This window comes from Dokdonella sp. GW821-FHT11D02, from assembly GCF_058808595.1.
This window is the reverse complement of sequence record NZ_CM179520.1, coordinates 946,090-964,217: the sequence shown is the minus strand read 5'-3', so window position 1 is coordinate 964,217 and position 18,128 is coordinate 946,090. Positions and strand designations below refer to the sequence as shown.

At 66.2% G+C, this 18,128-nt stretch carries 18 protein-coding genes; 7 read left to right on the top strand and 11 right to left on the bottom strand.

The annotated features are described in order from the left end of the window. Window positions 1-79 precede the first annotated feature (79 nt). Window positions 80-1,165 (bottom strand): glycine cleavage system aminomethyltransferase GcvT, encoded by a 1,086-nt coding sequence (gene gcvT, locus AC3QL3_RS03930; protein ID WP_492896999.1) that lies wholly within the window; start codon window positions 1,163-1,165, stop codon window positions 80-82. 164 nt (window positions 1,166-1,329) lie between these two features. Here gcvT and AC3QL3_RS03925 point away from each other — a divergent pair, with 164 nt between their 5' ends. From AC3QL3_RS03925 to AC3QL3_RS03905, 5 genes are all read left to right on the top strand, one after another. Next, the gene (locus AC3QL3_RS03925) at window positions 1,330-2,769 is read left to right on the top strand and encodes a hypothetical protein (RefSeq protein WP_492896998.1); all 1,440 of its coding nucleotides are present in this window, start codon (window positions 1,330-1,332) and stop codon (window positions 2,767-2,769) included. 141 nt (window positions 2,770-2,910) lie between these two features. After that, the gene (locus tag AC3QL3_RS03920) at window positions 2,911-3,879 is read left to right on the top strand and encodes a metallophosphoesterase family protein (RefSeq protein ID WP_492896997.1); all 969 of its coding nucleotides are present in this window, start codon (window positions 2,911-2,913) and stop codon (window positions 3,877-3,879) included. 9 nt (window positions 3,880-3,888) lie between these two features. Then, window positions 3,889-4,215 carry a cupredoxin domain-containing protein gene (locus AC3QL3_RS03915; protein ID WP_492896996.1) on the top strand — a complete coding sequence of 109 codons (327 nt, stop codon included), beginning with the start codon at window positions 3,889-3,891 and terminating at the stop codon, window positions 4,213-4,215. A gap of 10 nt (window positions 4,216-4,225) precedes the next feature. Further along, entirely contained in the window at window positions 4,226-4,810 is a 585-nt protein-coding gene (locus AC3QL3_RS03910; RefSeq protein WP_492896995.1) for a sigma-70 family RNA polymerase sigma factor, read from the top strand. After that, on the top strand, window positions 4,800-5,534 hold the full coding sequence (locus AC3QL3_RS03905; RefSeq protein ID WP_492896994.1) for an anti-sigma factor family protein: 735 nt from the start codon (window positions 4,800-4,802) through the stop codon (window positions 5,532-5,534). Before AC3QL3_RS03910 ends, AC3QL3_RS03905 begins: the two co-directional genes overlap by 11 nt. An 85-nt stretch (window positions 5,535-5,619) precedes the next feature. Here the strand turns inward: AC3QL3_RS03905 and AC3QL3_RS03900 are convergent, their stop codons facing one another. The 10 genes from AC3QL3_RS03900 to AC3QL3_RS03855 all read right to left on the bottom strand — a co-directional run bounded on the left by AC3QL3_RS03900 (window position 5,620) and on the right by AC3QL3_RS03855 (window position 16,785). Next, window positions 5,620-6,120: a YcxB family protein gene (locus AC3QL3_RS03900; RefSeq protein WP_492896993.1), complete on the bottom strand. Its 501-nt coding sequence runs from the start codon at window positions 6,118-6,120 to the stop codon at window positions 5,620-5,622. After that, window positions 6,117-6,560: an NfeD family protein gene (locus AC3QL3_RS03895; protein WP_492896992.1), complete on the bottom strand. Its 444-nt coding sequence runs from the start codon at window positions 6,558-6,560 to the stop codon at window positions 6,117-6,119. The genes AC3QL3_RS03900 and AC3QL3_RS03895 overlap by 4 nt, the downstream gene beginning before the upstream one ends. A 28-nt stretch (window positions 6,561-6,588) precedes the next feature. After that, window positions 6,589-7,557 (bottom strand): SPFH domain-containing protein, encoded by a 969-nt coding sequence (locus AC3QL3_RS03890; RefSeq protein ID WP_492896991.1) that lies wholly within the window; start codon window positions 7,555-7,557, stop codon window positions 6,589-6,591. A gap of 75 nt (window positions 7,558-7,632) precedes the next feature. Then, complete coding sequence (locus tag AC3QL3_RS03885) at window positions 7,633-8,943, bottom strand: sensor histidine kinase (RefSeq protein WP_492896990.1); 1,311 nt, start codon at window positions 8,941-8,943, stop codon at window positions 7,633-7,635. A 312-nt stretch (window positions 8,944-9,255) separates the two neighbouring features. Next, window positions 9,256-10,605, bottom strand: a complete 1,350-nt coding sequence (locus AC3QL3_RS03880) for a sigma-54-dependent transcriptional regulator (protein ID WP_492896989.1) — start codon at window positions 10,603-10,605, stop codon at window positions 9,256-9,258. Window positions 10,606-10,705: 100 nt separating this feature from the next. Next, window positions 10,706-11,896 (bottom strand): serine hydrolase domain-containing protein, encoded by a 1,191-nt coding sequence (locus AC3QL3_RS03875; RefSeq protein WP_492896988.1) that lies wholly within the window; start codon window positions 11,894-11,896, stop codon window positions 10,706-10,708. 23 nt (window positions 11,897-11,919) lie between these two features. Beyond that, window positions 11,920-13,131, bottom strand: a complete 1,212-nt coding sequence (locus tag AC3QL3_RS03870) for an ABC transporter permease (RefSeq protein ID WP_492896987.1) — start codon at window positions 13,129-13,131, stop codon at window positions 11,920-11,922. Window positions 13,132-13,218: 87 nt separating this feature from the next. Then, the gene (locus AC3QL3_RS03865; RefSeq protein WP_492896986.1) at window positions 13,219-14,571 is read right to left on the bottom strand and encodes an ABC transporter permease; all 1,353 of its coding nucleotides are present in this window, start codon (window positions 14,569-14,571) and stop codon (window positions 13,219-13,221) included. A gap of 33 nt (window positions 14,572-14,604) precedes the next feature. Next, window positions 14,605-15,345 (bottom strand): ABC transporter ATP-binding protein, encoded by a 741-nt coding sequence (locus tag AC3QL3_RS03860; RefSeq protein WP_492896985.1) that lies wholly within the window; start codon window positions 15,343-15,345, stop codon window positions 14,605-14,607. Window positions 15,346-15,516: 171 nt separating this feature from the next. Then, complete coding sequence (locus AC3QL3_RS03855) at window positions 15,517-16,785, bottom strand: efflux RND transporter periplasmic adaptor subunit (RefSeq protein ID WP_492896984.1); 1,269 nt, start codon at window positions 16,783-16,785, stop codon at window positions 15,517-15,519. Between the two features lie 220 nt (window positions 16,786-17,005). Between AC3QL3_RS03855 and AC3QL3_RS03850 the strand changes: the two genes are divergently transcribed. Together AC3QL3_RS03850 and AC3QL3_RS03845 are read left to right on the top strand one after the other, a co-directional pair. Continuing rightward, window positions 17,006-17,599 (top strand): RNA polymerase sigma factor, encoded by a 594-nt coding sequence (locus AC3QL3_RS03850; protein WP_492896982.1) that lies wholly within the window; start codon window positions 17,006-17,008, stop codon window positions 17,597-17,599. Further along, entirely contained in the window at window positions 17,578-18,105 is a 528-nt protein-coding gene (locus AC3QL3_RS03845; RefSeq protein WP_492896981.1) for a hypothetical protein, read from the top strand. Before AC3QL3_RS03850 ends, AC3QL3_RS03845 begins: the two co-directional genes overlap by 22 nt. The last annotated feature ends 23 nt before the right edge of the window (window positions 18,106-18,128 follow it).

Here is an 18,128-nt window from a genome sequence, read left to right as displayed (position 1 = left end):
AGGTCCTTGGGTTCTCGCCGCTGGAGCGGATTCTAGCAACGCCGCAACGGCGGCGCGATTGGGGGCTGCGGGCCCGTTCTCAGATGCCTTCGATCGCCTTGCCGTCGCGCACGAACGGATACTTCACCACGCGCACCGGCAGCAGCTTGCCGCGAATGTCCACCTGCAAGCTGGCGCCGGCATCGGCCGGCACGCGCGCGAACGCGATCGACTTGCCCAAGGTCGGCGAGAAGCTGCCCGAGAGGATCTCGCCGTCGCCCTTCGGCGTGACGACGCGCTGGCCGTGGCGCAGCACGCCCTTCTCGTCCATCACCAAGCCGACCATGACGCGGTGACCGCCGGCGGCCTTCTGTTTTTCCAGCGCGCCGCGACCGATGAAGTCGCGATTCTCGTCGAGCGCGACGGTCCAGCCGAGATTCGCCTCCCACGGCGACGCCGCCTCGTCCATGTCCTGGCCGTACAGATTCATGCCGGCCTCCAAACGCAGCGTGTCGCGCGCGCCCAGTCCGGCCGGCGCGACGCCGGCGTCCTTCAGACGATTCCACAGGTTCACGGCTTGCGCTTCCGGCACGATGATTTCGAAACCGTCTTCGCCGGTGTAGCCGGTGCGCGCGATGAACAAGCCATCGCCTTCGACGGCGGCGAACTTGCCGAGCTTCTCTGCCTTCGCACGCGTTTCGGGCGAGAGCAGACCGAACACCTTCGCGCGCGCGTTCGGCCCCTGCACCGCGATCATCGCCAGTTCCGGGCGCTCGGTTACGTTCACCTCGAACGCCGGCGCCTGCTTCTCGATCCAAGCCAGATCCTTCGCGCGCGTGGCCGCATTGACGACGACGCGGAAGAATCCTTCGCCGAGGAAGTAGACGATCAGATCGTCGATCACCCCGCCCTTCTCGTCGAGCATGCACGAGTACAGTGCCTTGCCCGGCGCCTTCAGCTTGTCGACGCTGTTGGCGAGCAGGTAGCGCAGGAATTCGCGCGTGCGCGCGCCGGTGAGATCGACCACGGTCATGTGCGAAACGTCGAACATGCCGGCGTCGCGGCGCACCGCATGGTGCTCCTCGATCTGCGAGCCGTAGTTCAGCGGCATGTCCCAACCGCCGAAGTCGACCATCTTGGCGCCGAGCGCGCGGTGGGTTTCGTTGAGGATCGTCTTCTGCGTCATCGGTCGGGCAATGCGAAATGGGGCTCGCATTATCGTAGGAAGGTCGGCGGTTTGTCGCCCACGTGCCCTCGTACGAAGCGAGTCGGGGTGCGCAGACGGCTGCAACCCCACTGAGCTATAAGCCACGGGCAGAATTTCTCTGCACTTATATGGGGAGCATGGTCATGACGTTCCGATATGTCTGCCTGGCTTTTTCGTTCTTTCTCGCCGCCACGCCCTACGCACAGGAAGCGCCTTCCACCGCGCCGGTGTTCCGCCCGACTCTGTCCGCACAGGACGCCGAAGACCTGAATTCAAATACCCGCCAGAATTATCTGGCCGACGGTGCATCCGTCTCGCCGCCACGCAGCGGCGGCGATCGAGCCCTCGATCAAGCACCGCTGCTTCCTTTCGCCTGGGGCGAACAGACGCTGCGCGTCGCCGACGGCAAACGCTTCGGCGGTTCGATCGCGGTATCGGGAAGTATCGCCTTCGTCGGCGCTCCCGCCAGCGACAGCAATCAGGGCGCCACCTACCTCTACCAGCGCACTGGAATCTGCAGCGGAACGACCTGCCCGTGGACGCAGAAGCAGCGTTTGATCGCCAGTGACGGCGCCGCCGGTGCGTCTTTCGGCACCTCCGTTGCCTACGACGGCACCACCGTATTCGTCGGTGCACACAACGCGACCGTCGATGGCCGCCAGAGCCAGGGCGCGGTCTATGTCTTCACGCGCGGCCAAAACCGCAACTTCGTCCAGGTGCAGAAACTCACGCCGCCCGACGGCGCCGCTTCCGATTGCTACTTCGGCGTCTCGGTCGCCGTCTCCGGCGCGGATGCGCTGGTCGGCGCCACCGGCTGCGGCGGCTTGAATGCCGTCATCAACAGCCGCGGCTCGGCCTATCGCTATCACCGCGGCGACGACGGCGTCTGGACGATCGCGCAGAAGTTCACTGCCAGCGACGGCGGCTTCGCCGAAGATTTCGGCAGCGCCGTCGGGATCAGCGCCGACACGGCGGTGATCGGCGCCTCCAGCGCGTTCCAGTTCGGCTACTACGGCGTCGGCGCCGTCTACGTCTACGGCAAGCAATGCTTCTCCAGCGGCCGCTGCAATCCGGGCTGGCTGGAGAAACAGAAGCTGGTCGGCAGCCCGACTTCGACCGGCATGCTGTACGGCGGCGCGCTCGCGTTCAACGGCACCCAACTCCTGGTCGGCGCCCGCTTCGCCCTGATCGGCGATGAGAACCTGCCGCTGCAACAGACCTCCGGCGCGGTCTACACCTACACCCAGACCAACGGACAATGGCAGCAACAGCAGCAACTGATTCCTAGCGACGCGTATCGCAACTGGCAGTTTGGCAGCTCGATCGCGCTGAGCGAAAAACTCGTCGTCATCGGTGCGGCCGGTGCCGGCTGGCCGACCAATTCCACCGGAGCGGCCTACGTGTTCGGTTCGACCAATGGCGTGTGGACCGAAAGCCAGAAGCTGGTCGCCAGTGACGGCACCAGCAACGACGGCTTCGGCGCGGCCGTCGGCATTGCGGACAACGACAGCGTCCTCATCGGCGCGCCGCAAGGTCTGAACAACAGCGGCCAGGGCACGCTGTATATCTACGACAAGCAATAGCGCTAGCGTCCGGCGCGGCGCCCACGGTGGCGCCGCGCCGCGACCTCGCTGGCGAGCGATTTCTTCGCTGACGCCACGGAACGGGAATAAATCGGCGCCTCCTTCGATCTGGTCGGCAAACCCCGATCGCAAGGAGCCGTCATGGATTCGCCCGACCTCGAAGCGCAAGCCGCACCCAAGTCCGACGCGCGCCGACGCGCACTCGGTTGTCTCGCCGCATGGACCGGCGCCGCCGTGGTCTGGAGCGTCGTCGGCGGCGTGCCGCGCGCGCTCGGCGCGACCCATGCCGGCACGCTCGCGCCCGCCTCGAACCACGCCCTCAGCTTCGTCCAGATCAGCGATACGCACATCGGCTTCCACAAAGAAGCCAACCCCGACGTCGTCGGCAGCCTGAGGCGCGCAACCACGGCGATCAACGCGCTGCCGCAGCGGCCGGCCTTCGTCGTGCACACCGGCGACGTCAGCCATTTGTCCAAGCCGGAAGAGTTCGGCCAGGCGCGCGAGCTATTGGCCGAACTCGCGGTCGACCGCGTGCACACCGTGCCGGGCGAACACGACGCGCTCGCCGATGGCGTCGGCGGCTACCTGAAAGCCTTCGATCACGACGGTCGCGGCCGCTCCTGGTACAGCTTCGATCAGGGCGGCGTGCATTTCGTCGGACTCGACAACGTGCGCAACTTCGGTAAGGGTCATCTGGCCGCGATCGGCGAAGAACAACTGGCGTGGCTCAAACGCGATCTCGCCGGCGTCGCGCATTCGACGCCGATCGTCGTGCTCGCGCACATCCCGCTATGGACGATCTACGAGCCGTGGGGCTGGGGTACCGCCGACTCCGCTGCGGCGCTCGCGTTGCTGCGGCCGTTCGGCTCGGTCACCGTGCTCAACGGTCACGTGCACCAGGTGCTGCAGAAAGTGGAAGGCCACATCGCCCTGCACACCGCGATGTCGCTGGCCTATCCGCTGCCGACGCCGGGACAGGAAGGCATCGGCGAACCCGGCCCGGTCACCGTGCCCGCCGGCGAGCTCGGCAAACGCCTCGGTACGCGCGAACTCAGTGTGGTGCGCGGACGCCACGCGCTCGCGCTGATCGACACGCCGCTCGAGCGTTGAGGTCTCGCCATGCATGCATCGCTCCGAGTTTCGCGTCTCCTCGCCGGCACACTCGCCGTGCTGCTCGCCCCTGCGCACGCCGCGCAGACGACGGTCGAGATCACCAAGTTCGCCTACGTGCCGGCGGAAATCACGATCGAGCCCGGCACTACCGTGACTTGGACCAATCGCGATCAGACGCCGCACACCGTCACCGGCAAGAGCGCGGAACTGGCGTCGCCCGCGCTCGATACCGACGATCGTTTCGAACACACCTTCAAGACCGAAGGCGACTATCCTTACTCCTGCACCCTGCATCCCTTCATGCTCGGCACCGTCCACGTGCGCAAGCGCTGACCGATCCGCCATGTCCGTCCTGTTCTGGAAACGTGCGGCACGCGGTGACCGGACCGAGATCGGCGAGCTGGCGTTGCGCCATCTCGACGCCGCCTACAACCTCGGACGCTGGCTGCTCGGCAACGAGCAGGACGCCGCCGACGCGGTGCACGACGCGTTCCTGCGCGCGAGCGGCTCGGCTGGCGCGCGCGTCGACGGCAACCCGCGCGCCTGGTGGCTCGCGATCGTGCGCAACTGTTGTCTGGCGCGCCTCGCGGCTCACGGCAAGGAGCGCCGCAATGTCGCGCTCGATCAGATCGTCGCCGAACACGGCCGCGACGCAGCCGATGCGCTGGTGCCGCCGAGCGACGACCGCGCCGAAGACCGCATCGAGCGCGAGCAGCGGCGGGCGCTGATCGCGCGCTTGCTGCGGCAGCTGCCGACCGAATATCGCGAAGTGCTGATCCTGCGCGAAATCGAGGAGCTGTCCTATCGCGAGATCGCCGAGGTGTTGTCGCTGCCGATCGGCACCGTGATGTCGCGCCTCGCACGCGCACGCGCGACCCTGCAGAAAGCGGTGCATCCGGATGCAGACGAGGTGGGCAATGGCCTGTAAACACGACGCTGAAGTAGCGCTGTATTTCGACGGCGAATTGGATGCGAGCGCGACGCGCGAGTTCGAACGCCATCTCGACACCTGCGCCGAATGCCGCGCCGCCGTGATCGAACTCGACCGTCTGCGCCGCGATCTGCGCGGCGCCGCGCCGCGTGTCGAAGCACCCGCAGCGCTACGCCAGAAGCTGCAGGCGTCAGTCGGCCGTGGACCAAGCGAGCGCCATCCCTGGCTCGCGCTCGCGGCGGCCGCGGCGTTCGCTTTCGTCGTCGTCGGCGTCGCGACGACCGCCTGGCGCGCCGACGATGCGCCGCGCGAAGCGCTCGCGCGCGACCTCTTCGCCAGTCATTGGCGCGCACTCGCCGCCGCCTCGCCGGTCGACGTCGTCTCCAGCGACCGCCACACGGTCAAGCCGTGGTTCGCCGGCAAGGTGGCGCAGGCGCCGCTGGTGCGCGACTTCGCCGCCGAAGGTTATGCGCTGGTCGGCGGCCGCATCGACTACGTCGGCGAAGCACGCGTGCCGGTTTTGGTCTATCGGCACGGCCAGCATCTGATCGACGTGTTCGTGCTCGGTGAAGCGGAAACCGCCCAGCTCGCGGCGAGCAGCCGGCGCGGCTACACGCTCGCTCCGTTCGCGCTCGGTCAGCAGTCGGCTGTGGTGGTATCGGATCTCGATGCGATCGAACTCGCGCGATTCGCCGAACGGCTCGGTGCGCCCGGCTCTTGAGTTGCGCCGATGCGGGATCGGCGGCTGACGCCATCGCCTCGCCGCCTGAAACGCTGTCGGTAAACGCAACGCTGGGCGCAATCCGTCAGCGTTCGTCGACCATTGCCGCGCGCTGCAGGAATTCCTGCCGCTGCGCCGGCTCCTCCAAGCAACGCTTGGGGATCATCTGGAACATCAGGTCGGACAAATACAGCAGAACGATGCGATCGTCTTCGCGTCGCTTGATGTAGTCGCTCCAGCGAGTACGGCCATTGCTGTCTTCGTTCGCCCAATGCAGCGCCTGCTCGTCCCACCAGAACTCGATCGGGCGTTGCAGGCTCTTCTGCTGTGCGAACAGTTTGCGCGCACGCCTCGGCAACACCAGGCGACGGCTGATCTCGCGAAAACCGGCACCGCCCAGGGCGCCGCCGATCAAGCCGCAGCCGAGTACGAACAGCCAATGGGTAGGCGGGTTCAGCCCCGCCAGCAATGCACCCGCGATCAAAGCGGATGCGTGCACGAGCAGCTGGCGGGAGGTCCAACGCGTGTGCAGGTGTTGCGCGGCGACGTAGTCGCCAGGCTCCAACCGAACCGCGATGCGATTCAAGAAACCGCTCGCACCGACAGCGCTACGCCGTTCACGGCGACGACCTCGACCTCACTGCCCAGCGGCAGATCGGGCCCTTCCGCCAGCCATTCGCTGTCGCCGACCTTGACGCGGCCGCGGCCGTTGACGATCGCCTGCGCCAGCACGAAACGCTGGCCGACCAGTTGGGCGCCGCGCTTGTTCAACAGCGGCTGATCGTTGCGCTGCTCGGCCAGTGGTCGCACGTATTTCCAATAGACCAGACAGGCGACGATCGCGAACACGCCGAACAGCACCGCCTGCGCCAGCACCGGCAGATTCGGCGCGACCAAGGTCACGATGCCCATCACGCCGGCGGCGATGCCGATCCACAACAGGAAATAGCCCGGCGCCAGCATTTCGGCCGCAATCAGCACCAGCGCCAGCAGCCACCAACCGTAGTTGTTCACGAGGTTTTCCATGGGATTGATGCCTCGATCGAAACCGTCTTCAACGCACCGCCGGCGGCGCCGGTCCGCGCGGCTGCGCCGCACGCTTGGTTTCCTGGTCGGACAGCGCGTTCTTCGCAAGCTCCGCGATGCCGGCGAGCGAGCCGATGATGCCGGTCGCCTCGATCGGCAGCAGCAACATCTTCTGGTTGGGCGACTCGGCCATCGCCTTCAGCGCCTCGACGTACTTGTTGGCGACGAAGTAGTTCAGCGCGTTGACGTCGCCGGCGGCGATCGCCTGTGAGACGACTTCAGTCGCCTTCGCCTCGGCCGCGGCGAGACGCTCGCGCGCCTCCGCTTCGCGGAACGCCGCTTCCTTCTGGCCTTCGGAAGCAAGGATCGCCGACTGCTTCTCGCCTTCGGCTTTCAGGATTGCGGCCTGGCGGAAGCCCTCGGCCTCGAGGATGTTGGCGCGCTTCTCGCGCTCGGCCTTCATCTGACGCGCCATCGAATCGACCAGATCGCGCGGCGGCTGGATGTCCTTCAGCTCGATGCGCGTGACCTTCAGACCCCACGGATGAGTGGCTTCGTCGACCACCTTCAACAGCGCGGCATTGATCTGATCACGCTTGCTCAAGCTTTCGTCGAGATCGAGCCCGCCGAGCACGGTACGGATATTGGTCATCACCAGGTTGATGACCGCCAGTTCCAGCTGAGCGACCTCATAGGCCGCCTTGGCCGCGTCGAGCACCTGGAAGAACACGATGCCGTCGACCTTGACCACCGCGTTGTCCTTGGTGATGACGTCCTGCGACGGCACGTCGAGCACCTGTTCCATCATGTTCATCTTGCGGCCGACGTTCTGCATGAACGGCACCAGCAGATGGAAGCCCGGCGTCAGCGTGTGCGTGTACTTGCCCCAGCGCTCGACCGTCCATTCGTAGCCCTGCGGCACGATGCGCACGAGCTTGGACAAACCGATCAGGATCACCGCGAAGACCGCAATGGTCACGAGACCGCTGAAACCCATGGTGCTCTCCCCAGCTCGACGTAGGCGCTGAGTATATGCAAGTCGCATGGCGCCTGCTGCCGCGGCGGCGCCGGCTCACTCGCGCTGCGGCAGCACCAGCGTCACGGTGAGACCGCCGCCCTCGCGGTTGGCGAGCTGGACACGGCCGCCGTGCGCTTCGGCGATCTCGCGCGCGAGCGCAAGACCGAGACCCGAACCGCTGCGCTTGGTCGAATAGAACGGCAGCAACGCGTTCGCCAGCACCGTTTCGCTCATGCCGCTGCCGCGGTCGCCGACGTCGATGCGCGCTTCGCGCATGTTCTGCGTGACGGACACGTCGATCGCGTCGAGCGGGCCGCCCGATTCGTGCGCGTTCTTCAAGAGATTGATCAGCACCTGCTCGACCTGAGCGCGGTCGAAGCGCGCCGGCCCCGCCGGCGGTTGGCCGATCAGACGGAACGGGTAGTGACGCGACAGCGCATCGAGGAATGGCGCCCACTCGACCGTCTCCGGCTGCGGCGTCGGTAATTTGGCGAAGCGCGCGTAGCCTTGGATGAAGCTTTCCAAGTGGCGCGTGCGTTCCTCGATCGTGTCGAACACGATCGCCAGGCGCGCGGTGTCGTTGCGCTGCACGAGCGTGCGGCCCGAATGCGACAACGAGCGGATCGGCGCCAGCGAGTTGTTCAACTCGTGGCTGATCACGCGGATGACCTTCTTCCAAGTAGCGACTTCCTGCCGCGCCAGTTCGCGCGTCAGGCGTTTCAGCTGGTACAGCCGGTGCGGCTTGCCTTGCAGCTTGAACACGCGCTGGGACAAGTGGAAGGTTTCGTCCTCGTGCTCGAACGGCACGCTGAACAAGCCGTCGCCGCCGCTCGCGATCGCGTGCGCCAGCGGCGCCGGCGCACTGCCGATGATGTCTTCGAAACGCTCGCCGTTGAGCGGACGGCCGGCATTGAGCAGCTGGCGCGCAGCCAGATTGGCGTAGATCACGTGACCGCCGTCCTCGACCAGGATCAGCGCGGTCGGCGTGTTCTGCACCACAGTGTCGAGCAAGAGTTCGCGCTGGAACAGATGCTGGCGTTCCTCGCGCAGCACGCGCCCCAGTTCATTGTGCGCGTCGACCAGATCGCCGACTTCGTCGCCGCGGTTCGCGCCGATCGAAAAGCTGAAGTCGCCGTCGCGAAACGCGACCACGCTGCCCGACAGCGCGCGGATCAGCGCCGTGACCGGACGCGCGAGCAGATGCGCGAACACCAGTGCCGGCAGCGCCAGCGCGAGCAAGGTCGCACCGATACCGAGCCAGGGCGAACCCAGCCAGACCGTCGCCCACGCCGCGATCGCGGCGGCCGCGACCACGGCGATCGCGAGCGCGGCGGCGAGTTTTCCTTCGAGCGAGAGTAGGCGCATGGAGGGGCTGGGATTCGGGATTCGGGATTCGGGATTCGGGATTCGGGATTCGGGATTCGGGATTCGGGATTCGGGATTCGGGCGAATTATCACCTCTCCCGCGAGCGGGAGAGGTCGCGCCGAAGGCGCGGGTCAGGTCGAGGCCGCCACGAGCGGCCGAGGCTGAGGCAGGATGCCGAAGGGGGAGCGCGCCAAGGACGGTTGCTTGCTGGATGCACAGCACTCCGCCTGTCCTCACCCCCTCCCTCTCTCGCAAGCGGGAGAGGAGGAAGCGCATGCGCTGGGTCGCGCCCTAAGGCTCAGCCCAAAGCATCACCCTTCGACCTTCAGCCCCATTTTCTCCATGCGCCGATACAGCGCCTGCCGCGACAGACCGAGCTCGCTCGCCGCCTGGCTGATCACGCCGCGTGCGCTCTTCAGCGCCGCTTCGACCATTTCGCGATCGGGCTCGGCTTCCGGTGCGGCACGGCCGTTGCCGCTGCGGACGGCGGCGAGGCCGAGATCGCGCGCGGTGATGAGACTGTCCTGGCACAGCAAGGCAGCGCGCTGGATCGCGTTCTTGAGCTCGCGCACGTTGCCCGGCCACGTATGCGCGGTGAGCGCGTTGCGCGCGCCTTCGTCGAGCTGGGCCTGGCCGTCGAGGAAATGCTCGGCCAGCGGCACGATGTCCTCGCTGCGCTCGCTGAGCGGCGGCAAGCGCAGTTCGATCACATTGAGGCGGTAGTACAAGTCCTCGCGAAACTTGCCGCTCTGGATCATCGCCGGTAGATCGGCATTGGTCGCGCTGATCACGCGCACCTTGACCTGGCGCGTGCGGCTGGAGCCGATCCGTTCGAACTGGCCGCTTTCGAGCACGCGCAACAGCTTGGCCTGACCGGCCAGCGGCAGATTGCCGATCTCGTCGAGGAACAAGGTGCCGCCGTCGGCCACTTCGAAGCGGCCTTCGCGCGCCTTGTTGGTCGCGCCGGTATAGGCGCCGGCTTCGGCGCCGAACAGCTCCGCTTCGATCAGCTCGGACGGCAGCGCGCCGCAGTTGACGGTGACGAACGGACCGGCCTTCACCGCGGAGTTCGCTTGCACGATTTCGGCGATGCGCTCTTTGCCGGCTCCGTTGGGACCGGTGATCAGCACCGGGATGTCGGCGCGCGCGACCTGGCAGGCCAGCTCGACCACGCGCAAGGTCGCCGGCGAAGCGAACACCAGGCCGCGCAGGTCGTACTTCGCATCGAGCGCCTTGCGCCGGCGGCGGCGCTCATCGCGCATGCGCGAAACCTCGCGCGTCGCTTCCGACAACTCGAGCAGGTTCTCGACCGTGGCCAAAAGCTTGTGGTCGTCCCAGGGTTTGGCCAGATAGTCGGCGGCGCCGGCCTTGACCAGCTCGACCGCGGTTTCCAATCGCGTCCACGCGGTCAGCAACACGATCGGCAGGTCGGCGTGCTCGGCGCGGATCGCGCGGAACAGGGCGGCGCCCTCCTCGCCCGAGGTGGTGTCGGCGGTGAAGTTCATGTCCTGAATGACGAGGTCGATGTCCTCGCGCGCGAGCGCGGCGAGGCCTTCGCCGGGCGAATGCGCAATGACCGTGTGGATCTCGCGTAGGGACAGCAGCAGGTCCAGGGCGGTGCCGACCGCAGGATTGTCGTCGATCACCAGGACCGTGCGCATAGTTTCACTTTGGCTTTCGTGGGTGCGCATCCGCCGGTTGGATGCGGCGGCGCGCGAAAAGGTTGCGCGAGTTTAGCGGAACGCCTCGGAGCATCGCCGATCACTGCGGTCGCAGCTTCGGCGCCTGTTCCTGCAGCGTCGTCCAGATCCGCTTGAGCTGAGCGGCGAGCTCGGCGGTCATCGTCTCGTCACCGCCGATGTTGGTCAGCAGGATGCGGCCGACACCGCTGCTCGGATCGAACGCCAAGAACGTGCTGACGCCCGGATCGCCGCCGTAGTGGCCGATCTCGCCGCCGCGCAGGAACTCCCAGAACAGGCCTTGGTTCGGATGCTTGGCGTCGAAGCCGGCCGGCAGCTGCGCGGCGTCGAACTGCGCGCTCAGCATCGTCTGCAACGAGGCGCGCGCGAGCAACGCATCGCCGCTCGCCGGCTCACCGCGCCATCCCGCGATGATGCGGCTGAGGTAGCGGCCGAGGTCGGTGCAGGAGGTGTGCAAGCCGCCGTCGGGATAAGTCACCAGGCTGTAGAGCGGATACGGCTCACGCTTGCCGTTGTAGAGCGTGGCGTTGTCCGTTCTCGACTCGTCGGTGAACCAGCTCGACGCCGCCATTCCGGCCGGATCGAACACGTTTTTCTTGACGAACTCGGCGTAGCTGACGCCGGCCTTCACCTCGATCGCATAGGCGGCGAGCGCGGCACCGATGTTGCTGTAGTGATAGGCCTTACCGGGCGCGTCCTTGGTGAAGTTCTGCTTGCTGTAGTAGCGGCCGCTTTCGCTGAAGTAGTCGGACAGGAAATCCTTCAACGTAGTCTTCGGCCGCGCGCCCGGCTCGTACGCTTTTTCGTAAATCTCTTCGCGGTCGGTGATGCCGGAGGTGTGGGTGGCGAGCTGGCGCAGCGTGATCGGCCGCTCCGGAAACGCCGGGTTGGCGACCTTGAACGGCAACACGTCGCCGACGTTCGTGTCCAGCGTGAAGTAGCCGAGCTCGACCGCCTTCATCAGCGCGACGCCGATCAAGGTCTTGCTGACCGATGCGATCGGCTGCACGGTGTCGGCCGTGTAGAGACGCTTCGTCTTCAGGTCGGCGTAGCCGAAACCGTTGCGGTAACGCAAGCCGCCGGCGTCGACGATCGCGACACAAAATCCCGGCAGCTGCGATTTCGCCTGCAGCTGAGTCAAGTCGCGGTCGAGGGATTCCTGTGCGCTCCCCGCTCGCAGCAGCGGAGCGGCGGCGACGAAAGCGCAGGCGAGCGCGCAGCGGATGGCGGATTGGCGGAAGAAACGATTCATCGAGCGTCCTTGTCGGTCGAAGCTCAGACGCTGCGCGTCGCCACCGCCGGCGGCACGCGCGAGGCGCGCAGCGCAGGCCCGAGTACGGCCAGCTGGCCGAGCAGCCACAGGCAGAGAAAGCCGACCGGCACGTAGTGCCACGGCAGCCGCGGCGACTGATAGGCGTGCATCAGCCATAGGCTCAAGCCGTAGGCGAGCACGCCGCCGACGACCAGGCCGAGCGTGGTGATGATGAAGTTCTCGGTCTGGAAGTAGCGCAGGATGTCGAACTTGGTCGCCCCCAGCGCGCGCCGCGTACCGATCTGCTTGGTGCGCTGCGCGACCCAGAAGCTGGCCATGCCGACGATGCCGAGCGCGGTGATCGCGAGCAGCGCGACGATGACCACACCGAGAATGATCGCCATCGCGCGGTCGCCCGAATAGGCTTCCGTGCGAACTTGTTCGATCGTGCGCATCTTGCCGACGATGCGGCTCGGATTGGCTTCGATCATCTTCTGCTCGACCGCTTTCATCACCTCGTCGCGACGGCCCGGTTCGGCGCGCACGAGGAAGCGCGTGGCGTTGCCGTAGGGCAGAAAGGCCGGCGCGAAGGTCGCGTTGTCGACGAAGTCGACGTCCACCCACGGCGTCTGCGCACGCTCGACGATGCCGATGATGGTCGAAGGCGGATTGTCGTCGCCGAAGTAGATCTGCTTGCCGAGTGCATTGCCGTCGGGAAACACCTTCTCCGCCACCGCGCGCGTGACGATGACGACGTTGGGGAAGCCGCGGTCGTTCATCGTGCGGAACACGACTTCCTCGGGTTTGAAATCGCGCCCGCCGACCAGCTTGAAACCGAACGCATCGAGTCCGTGCGAGTCGATCAGGTACATCGCCGTGCTCGCGGTCGAGGTCTTCTGGTTCGGCTGCAGATTGATGCCGGTGCTCCAGCCGCCCTGGCTCATCGGTACGGAATTGGAGCTGGTCACACCGGCGACGCCGGGAATCTGCCGCAGCATTTGCAGATCGGACTGCTGCACGCTCTTCACGTCGAAGCCTTGGCCGAAGCCGTTGCTGCCGAACCAGAACGTGTCCGCCTCGTTCATGCCGCTCGGGCGGTTCATGTGGTCGAGCCGCTCGCTGATGATGAACAGCGCGTTGCAGACGATCGCCAAGGTCAGCGCGACCTGCAGCCCGATCAGGATCATCGAGACCTTGCTGCGCATCAGGGCGGAGAAGATGGGGCGGATTTCCATGGCTTTAATCCGAGATTCGAGATGGGGAATTCGGGAAAGGATGGGGAGAGAGGCTCTTACGAATCCCCAATCCCCAATCCCGGCTTTTCAGACTTTCAACTGCGCCGCTGGCTGCACGCGGCAAGCGCGCCAGGTCGGATACAAGCCGGCCAGCAAGGCCGACACCACCGCCAGCGCGATCGTCATCAGCACCATGGTCCAATCGAGCGAAGCGACCGACTTGTACTCGCTGTACAGCGCGCGCACGCCGATCAGGCCCAAGCCGGTCAAGAGCAGACCGAGCACGCCGCCGCTGAGGCCGATCACGCCCGACTCGATCAGGAACTGCTTGAACACTTCGCGCCGGCTCGCACCGAGCGCGCGGCGCAGGCCGATCTCTCCCGCCTTGCGCGTGAACTTCGCCAACAAGAGGCCGATCGTGTTGACCAGGCACACGGCGAGGAAGGCGAAACCGAGGCCGGTCTGCACCTGCACGTCGTTGGAGACGACGCGCTGGTCGGCCATCCATTGGTTGACGTCGAGCAGGCGGTTGTTGAGCGGCCGCGGGAAACGGCCGAGCTTCTTCTGCTCGTTGACGTAGTTGTCGAGGAAGGACTGGTACTCGGCCAGCCGCGCCGGCGAGTCGAGCTGCACCCACATCTGCATCCAGATGCATTCGGAATTGAGGTAGGACTCCCAGCCGGCGCCCGGATCTTTCCAGCAGCTGTTGTTGCCCGAGCCGCGCTGCTTGAGATCGACCGCGGTCGTGAACGGCATGAACAGATCTTCCGCTTCACTGAACGCGCCGTTGGTCAGGTCGTAATACTTCGAACGCAGTTTCCAGGTGTCGAGCACGCCGGTCACGGTGTAGTCGATGCCGTTCATGCGCACGCTCTTGCCGACGCTGTCCTGGCCGCCGAACAGCTTCTCGTTGACGTCTTTGCTGAGCACGACCACGCGCGCGTGCTCGCTGTCCTGCTTGCGATCCCACGGGCCGCCGTACTTGAAGGGCGGTTCGAACATGCCGAAGAAATCGGTGTAGGTGACGCGCACCAGCGACTGGAACGGCTTGACCTCGGGATTCTCCGGCTGCACCGGCAGCGACAGCTTGAACATGACCGTTTGCTTGTCGGCCTTGCCGGCCTCCATCAGCGCCATCGCGTCGCGATAGGTGACTTGGTCCGGCGGACGGCCGTCGTCGGTGTAGGGGTTGTCCGGGCTCCAGTTGTCGAGCTGCACGTAATGCAGCTTGTCGCTCTTCCACGGGATCGGATCGCTGCCCATCAAGTGCATCACCGTCAGCGTGGTCATGCTCGCGGCGATGCCGAGCGCGATGCCGACCACCATCAGCGCGGTCAGGATCGGATTGCGCCGGAGGCTGCGCAGGCCGAGCTGGAAGTAATAGGTGAACATGGAAAGGCCGGGATTGGAGATTTGCGATTGGGGATTGGTCGACGGCATGTCAGCGCACCTCGGACGTGGAGCGATCGGCGGTCATGCGGAAGCGGCTTCTTTCGCCAGCCCCGAATTCCCGTTCTCCAAGCCCGGCTTGCGCAGCTTCGGCTCGTCGTCGAAATCGGTGACCTGGCCGTCGATCACGTGCACGTTGCGGTGCGCGCGCGCGGCCAGCTCCGGATCGTGCGTGACCATCACGATCGTGGTGCCTTGGCGGTTGATCTCTTCGAGCAGCTCCATCACGCCGCGCGCCATCAGCGAATCGAGGTTGCCAGTGGGCTCGTCGGCGAGCAGCAGGCGCGGCGAACCGGCCAGCGCGCGCGCGATCGCCACGCGCTGCTGCTGGCCGCCGGAAAGCTCGGACGGATAGTGCTTCACGCGCGAGGCGAGACCGACGCGGCTGAGCGATTCCTCGATGCGCTGCTTGCGGTCGGCCGCGCCGAAGCCGCGGTAGCGCAGCGGCACGTCGACGTTGTCGTACAGGTTCAGGTCGGGGATCAGGTTGAAGCTCTGGAAGATGAAGCCGATCTTTTCGTTGCGCAGGCGCGAGCGCGCGTTGTCGTCGAGACCGCGCACGTCGACGCTGTCGAGCCAGTATTCGCCGCCGGTGAATTCTTCCAGCAGACCGCAGATGTTGAGGAAGGTGGTCTTGCCCGAACCCGAAGGCCCGGTCACGGCGACGAACTCGCCTTCGCGCACGTTGATCGAGAAGTCACGCAACGCATAGGTCTCGATCAGGTGCGTGCGGTAGACCTTCTGCAGGTGGGTCATCTTCAACATGGGTTTGCCTCTGGGGAGCCGGGATTCGGGATTGGGGATTGGGGATTGGGATTGGGTAGAAGCTTTAGGCTCGCGTGCTGAGCCGGGGATCGGGTTGGGAATAGAAGAGCCGGAGCAGCTTCGCTGCTGTTCCGAATCCCCAATCCCCACTCCCGAATCCCGGCCCCTCCATCAATTCAACGCCACACGCTGCGCACCGTTGAACTGGTCGGTGCCCGAGATCACGATGCGGTCGCCTTCCTTCACGCCGGAAACGATCTCGACTGCGTTGAGACTGGTCGCGCCGACCTGGATCGAGGTGCGCTCGGCCATGCCGCCGCGCACGATGTAGGCGACGCGGCCGGCGCCGGTGTCGACGAACGGACCGCGTTCGACCATCAGCACGTTCGGGTGTTCGTCCATCAGGATGCGCGTGGTCAGGCGCTGGTTCTGACGCAGGCCGTCGGGCTTCTTCTCGCCGAAGCGGATGCGGCCGGTGACCTGGCCGTCGACGACTTCGGGCGAGATCGCGCTGACTTCGCCGGCGTACTTGCCGCTGGCGTCTTGAATCTCGGCCGCCATGCCCGGGCCGAGATCGTGCGCGAACACTTCCGGCACCTGCACTTCGATTTCGAACGCGCTGAGATCGATCACCGTCAGCACGGCCGCGTTGGCAGCGACGTTGGCGCGCTGCTGCACCAGCAGCTGGCCGACCTGGCCGTCGACCGGCGAGCGCATCTTCAACTCGTCGACCTGGCGCGTCAGGTCCTCGACCATCAGCTTCTGCCGATCCAGCGCGAAGCGCTTGGTCTTCAGCTCGAAAGCGAGGCTGTCGCGGTCGAGCTGCATGTTGTGCTGCGCGTTCACTTCGCTGAGCTTGGCCTTGGCCAAGGCGTCTTTCGCACGCAGCACTTCCATTTCCGGCTGCGCGCCGCGTTCGAACGCCTTGGTGTTGCGCTCCAGCTCCCGCTCGGCGGTCTGGCGGTCGATGACGGCCTGCTCGTAGGCCATCTTGGTCGCCGCTTCGAGCTTGCGGTTGGAGATGGTGGCGCGCTCGACTTCCAAGCCGAGACTATCCAGGGTGGCCTGTTCCTGCTTCAGCTTGTTGGTCAGTTCGGGCGAATCGATCTCGGCGAGAACGTCGCCCTTCTTGACCTTGTCGCCGGCGTGGATGTCGAGCGAAACGGTGCCTGCGGTGCGCGCGTACAGGGTCGGGCTGACCGCAGCGACGACCTTGCCCTGCACCGAGACGTCGCGCGTCAGCGTGCCGCGCTTGACCTCGGCGATGCGCAGACGAGCCGAGCTGGCGGAGGAATCGGCCGACATCAAGCGCGCCGCCGCCGGCAGCAGGAAGGCGCCGGCCAACAGCACGGCCGCGGCCGCGCCGCCCCAGACGAACAGCTTCTTGCGATTGCGCGGCGGTGCGATCTTGCGGTCCTGGGCGGAGGTGTCGCGGATCATGGACGGTCGGCTTCCCTGGTTGGTGACGAGAAATCCTCAGCAACGAGCGTGCCAGTCGATAACTCTCTGTTTTTCTGAAGAAACATCGGACGGACAACGCCGCCGGACAGTGTCCGAGCGCACCGCGGACAAGGCCGGACGGACGCCTTGCAGGCGTCTTCGCCGCCATCGCGCGAGAATGCCTGCGACCCAATCGCCCCCCGCTGCATCTGGGTTGACCGTGAGCGCCAGTAATTTCCAGATCGACGTCCCCGAAACCACCCTGGCGATGGCCCGCCGCGGCGACCTGCGCGCGCTGGAACAGATCTATCGCGCGTTCGAACGTCCGGCCTACAGCCTGGCACTGCGCCTGCTCGGCAATGTCGAGACGGCGCGCGAAGTCGTGCACGACGCGATGCTGCATCTGCTCGAGCGCATCGGCCAGTTCCGCGGCGACGCGCCGTTCTGGGGCTGGCTGCGGCAGATCGTGGTGAACGAGGCGCTGATGAAATTGCGCCGCGAGCGCGGCGTGCAGTTCGAAGAGCTGCCCGACGACGACGACGCGCCCAGCACCGAGCCGCCGCCGTGGATGCTGGCCGACGCCAGACACCTCGAACGCGCGCTGGAACGGCTGCCGCCGCTGACGCGCAGCGTGCTGTGGCTGTACCACGTCGAGGAATACACGCACCAGGAGATCGCCGAGATGACCGGAAAATCGGTCAGCTTCTCCAAATCGCAGGTCGCGCGCGGCAGCTCGCGCCTGCGCGATCTGCTCGATCCCACTTTGTCCGCAACCCACCGGGAGGCCGCGCCATGTCTGACCGTGACGGCGTGAATCCATCACCCTCGCTCGCCGATGCGCTGCGCGCGTTGCCGCAGACCGCACCGCAGCCGGACTTGTGGCCCGATCTCGCGCAAGCGCTGACGGCCAGACGGCGCCGACCCTGGCGCTACGCCCTGCCCACGGCGCTCGCCGCCGGCATCGCCCTGGCCGCCTTGGCGCCGCTTCTGCTGCAACCTCGGCCGCAAGCACCCATCGCCGCCGGCACCACCGGCGTCGCCGCCACGCAGAGCGTGCCGGCCGCAACGGACGAACTGAGCACCCTGCACGAGCGTTCGCAGGCACTCGAGCGCTGGATCGCGACCGCCACGGTGGCACCGCTCGACAGCCGCGACCTGATGGCCTCGGTCGAAGTCGAGGATCTGATCGGTCTGGTCGACGTGCAGCTCGGCGCGACCCGCGGCGAGGCCGATGCGCTGCCGCTGTGGCGCCAGCGCGTCACCCTGCTCGAAGACCTCGCGACGATTCGCGGCAACACCTACGCCGTCGCCGCGAACTGACCTCATTCACGAAGGAAACACCG

Coding starts and splice junctions, on each gene's coding strand:
- AC3QL3_RS03870 (WP_492896987.1), bottom strand. CDS start 13,131: ATGGAAATCCGCCCCATCTTCTCCGCCCTGATGCGCAGCAAGGTCTCG.
- AC3QL3_RS03915 (WP_492896996.1), top strand. CDS start 3,889: ATGCATGCATCGCTCCGAGTTTCGCGTCTCCTCGCCGGCACACTCGCC.
- AC3QL3_RS03925 (WP_492896998.1), top strand. CDS start 1,330: ATGACGTTCCGATATGTCTGCCTGGCTTTTTCGTTCTTTCTCGCCGCC.
- AC3QL3_RS03855 (WP_492896984.1), bottom strand. CDS start 16,785: ATGATCCGCGACACCTCCGCCCAGGACCGCAAGATCGCACCGCCGCGC.
- AC3QL3_RS03865 (WP_492896986.1), bottom strand. CDS start 14,571: ATGCCGTCGACCAATCCCCAATCGCAAATCTCCAATCCCGGCCTTTCC.
- AC3QL3_RS03845 (WP_492896981.1), top strand. CDS start 17,578: ATGTCTGACCGTGACGGCGTGAATCCATCACCCTCGCTCGCCGATGCG.
- AC3QL3_RS03920 (WP_492896997.1), top strand. CDS start 2,911: ATGGATTCGCCCGACCTCGAAGCGCAAGCCGCACCCAAGTCCGACGCG.
- AC3QL3_RS03895 (WP_492896992.1), bottom strand. CDS start 6,560: ATGGAAAACCTCGTGAACAACTACGGTTGGTGGCTGCTGGCGCTGGTG.
- AC3QL3_RS03910 (WP_492896995.1), top strand. CDS start 4,226: ATGTCCGTCCTGTTCTGGAAACGTGCGGCACGCGGTGACCGGACCGAG.
- AC3QL3_RS03880 (WP_492896989.1), bottom strand. CDS start 10,605: ATGCGCACGGTCCTGGTGATCGACGACAATCCTGCGGTCGGCACCGCC.
- AC3QL3_RS03860 (WP_492896985.1), bottom strand. CDS start 15,345: ATGTTGAAGATGACCCACCTGCAGAAGGTCTACCGCACGCACCTGATC.
- AC3QL3_RS03885 (WP_492896990.1), bottom strand. CDS start 8,943: ATGCGCCTACTCTCGCTCGAAGGAAAACTCGCCGCCGCGCTCGCGATC.
- AC3QL3_RS03890 (WP_492896991.1), bottom strand. CDS start 7,557: ATGGGTTTCAGCGGTCTCGTGACCATTGCGGTCTTCGCGGTGATCCTG.
- gcvT (WP_492896999.1), bottom strand. CDS start 1,165: ATGACGCAGAAGACGATCCTCAACGAAACCCACCGCGCGCTCGGCGCC.
- AC3QL3_RS03875 (WP_492896988.1), bottom strand. CDS start 11,896: ATGAATCGTTTCTTCCGCCAATCCGCCATCCGCTGCGCGCTCGCCTGC.
- AC3QL3_RS03905 (WP_492896994.1), top strand. CDS start 4,800: ATGGCCTGTAAACACGACGCTGAAGTAGCGCTGTATTTCGACGGCGAA.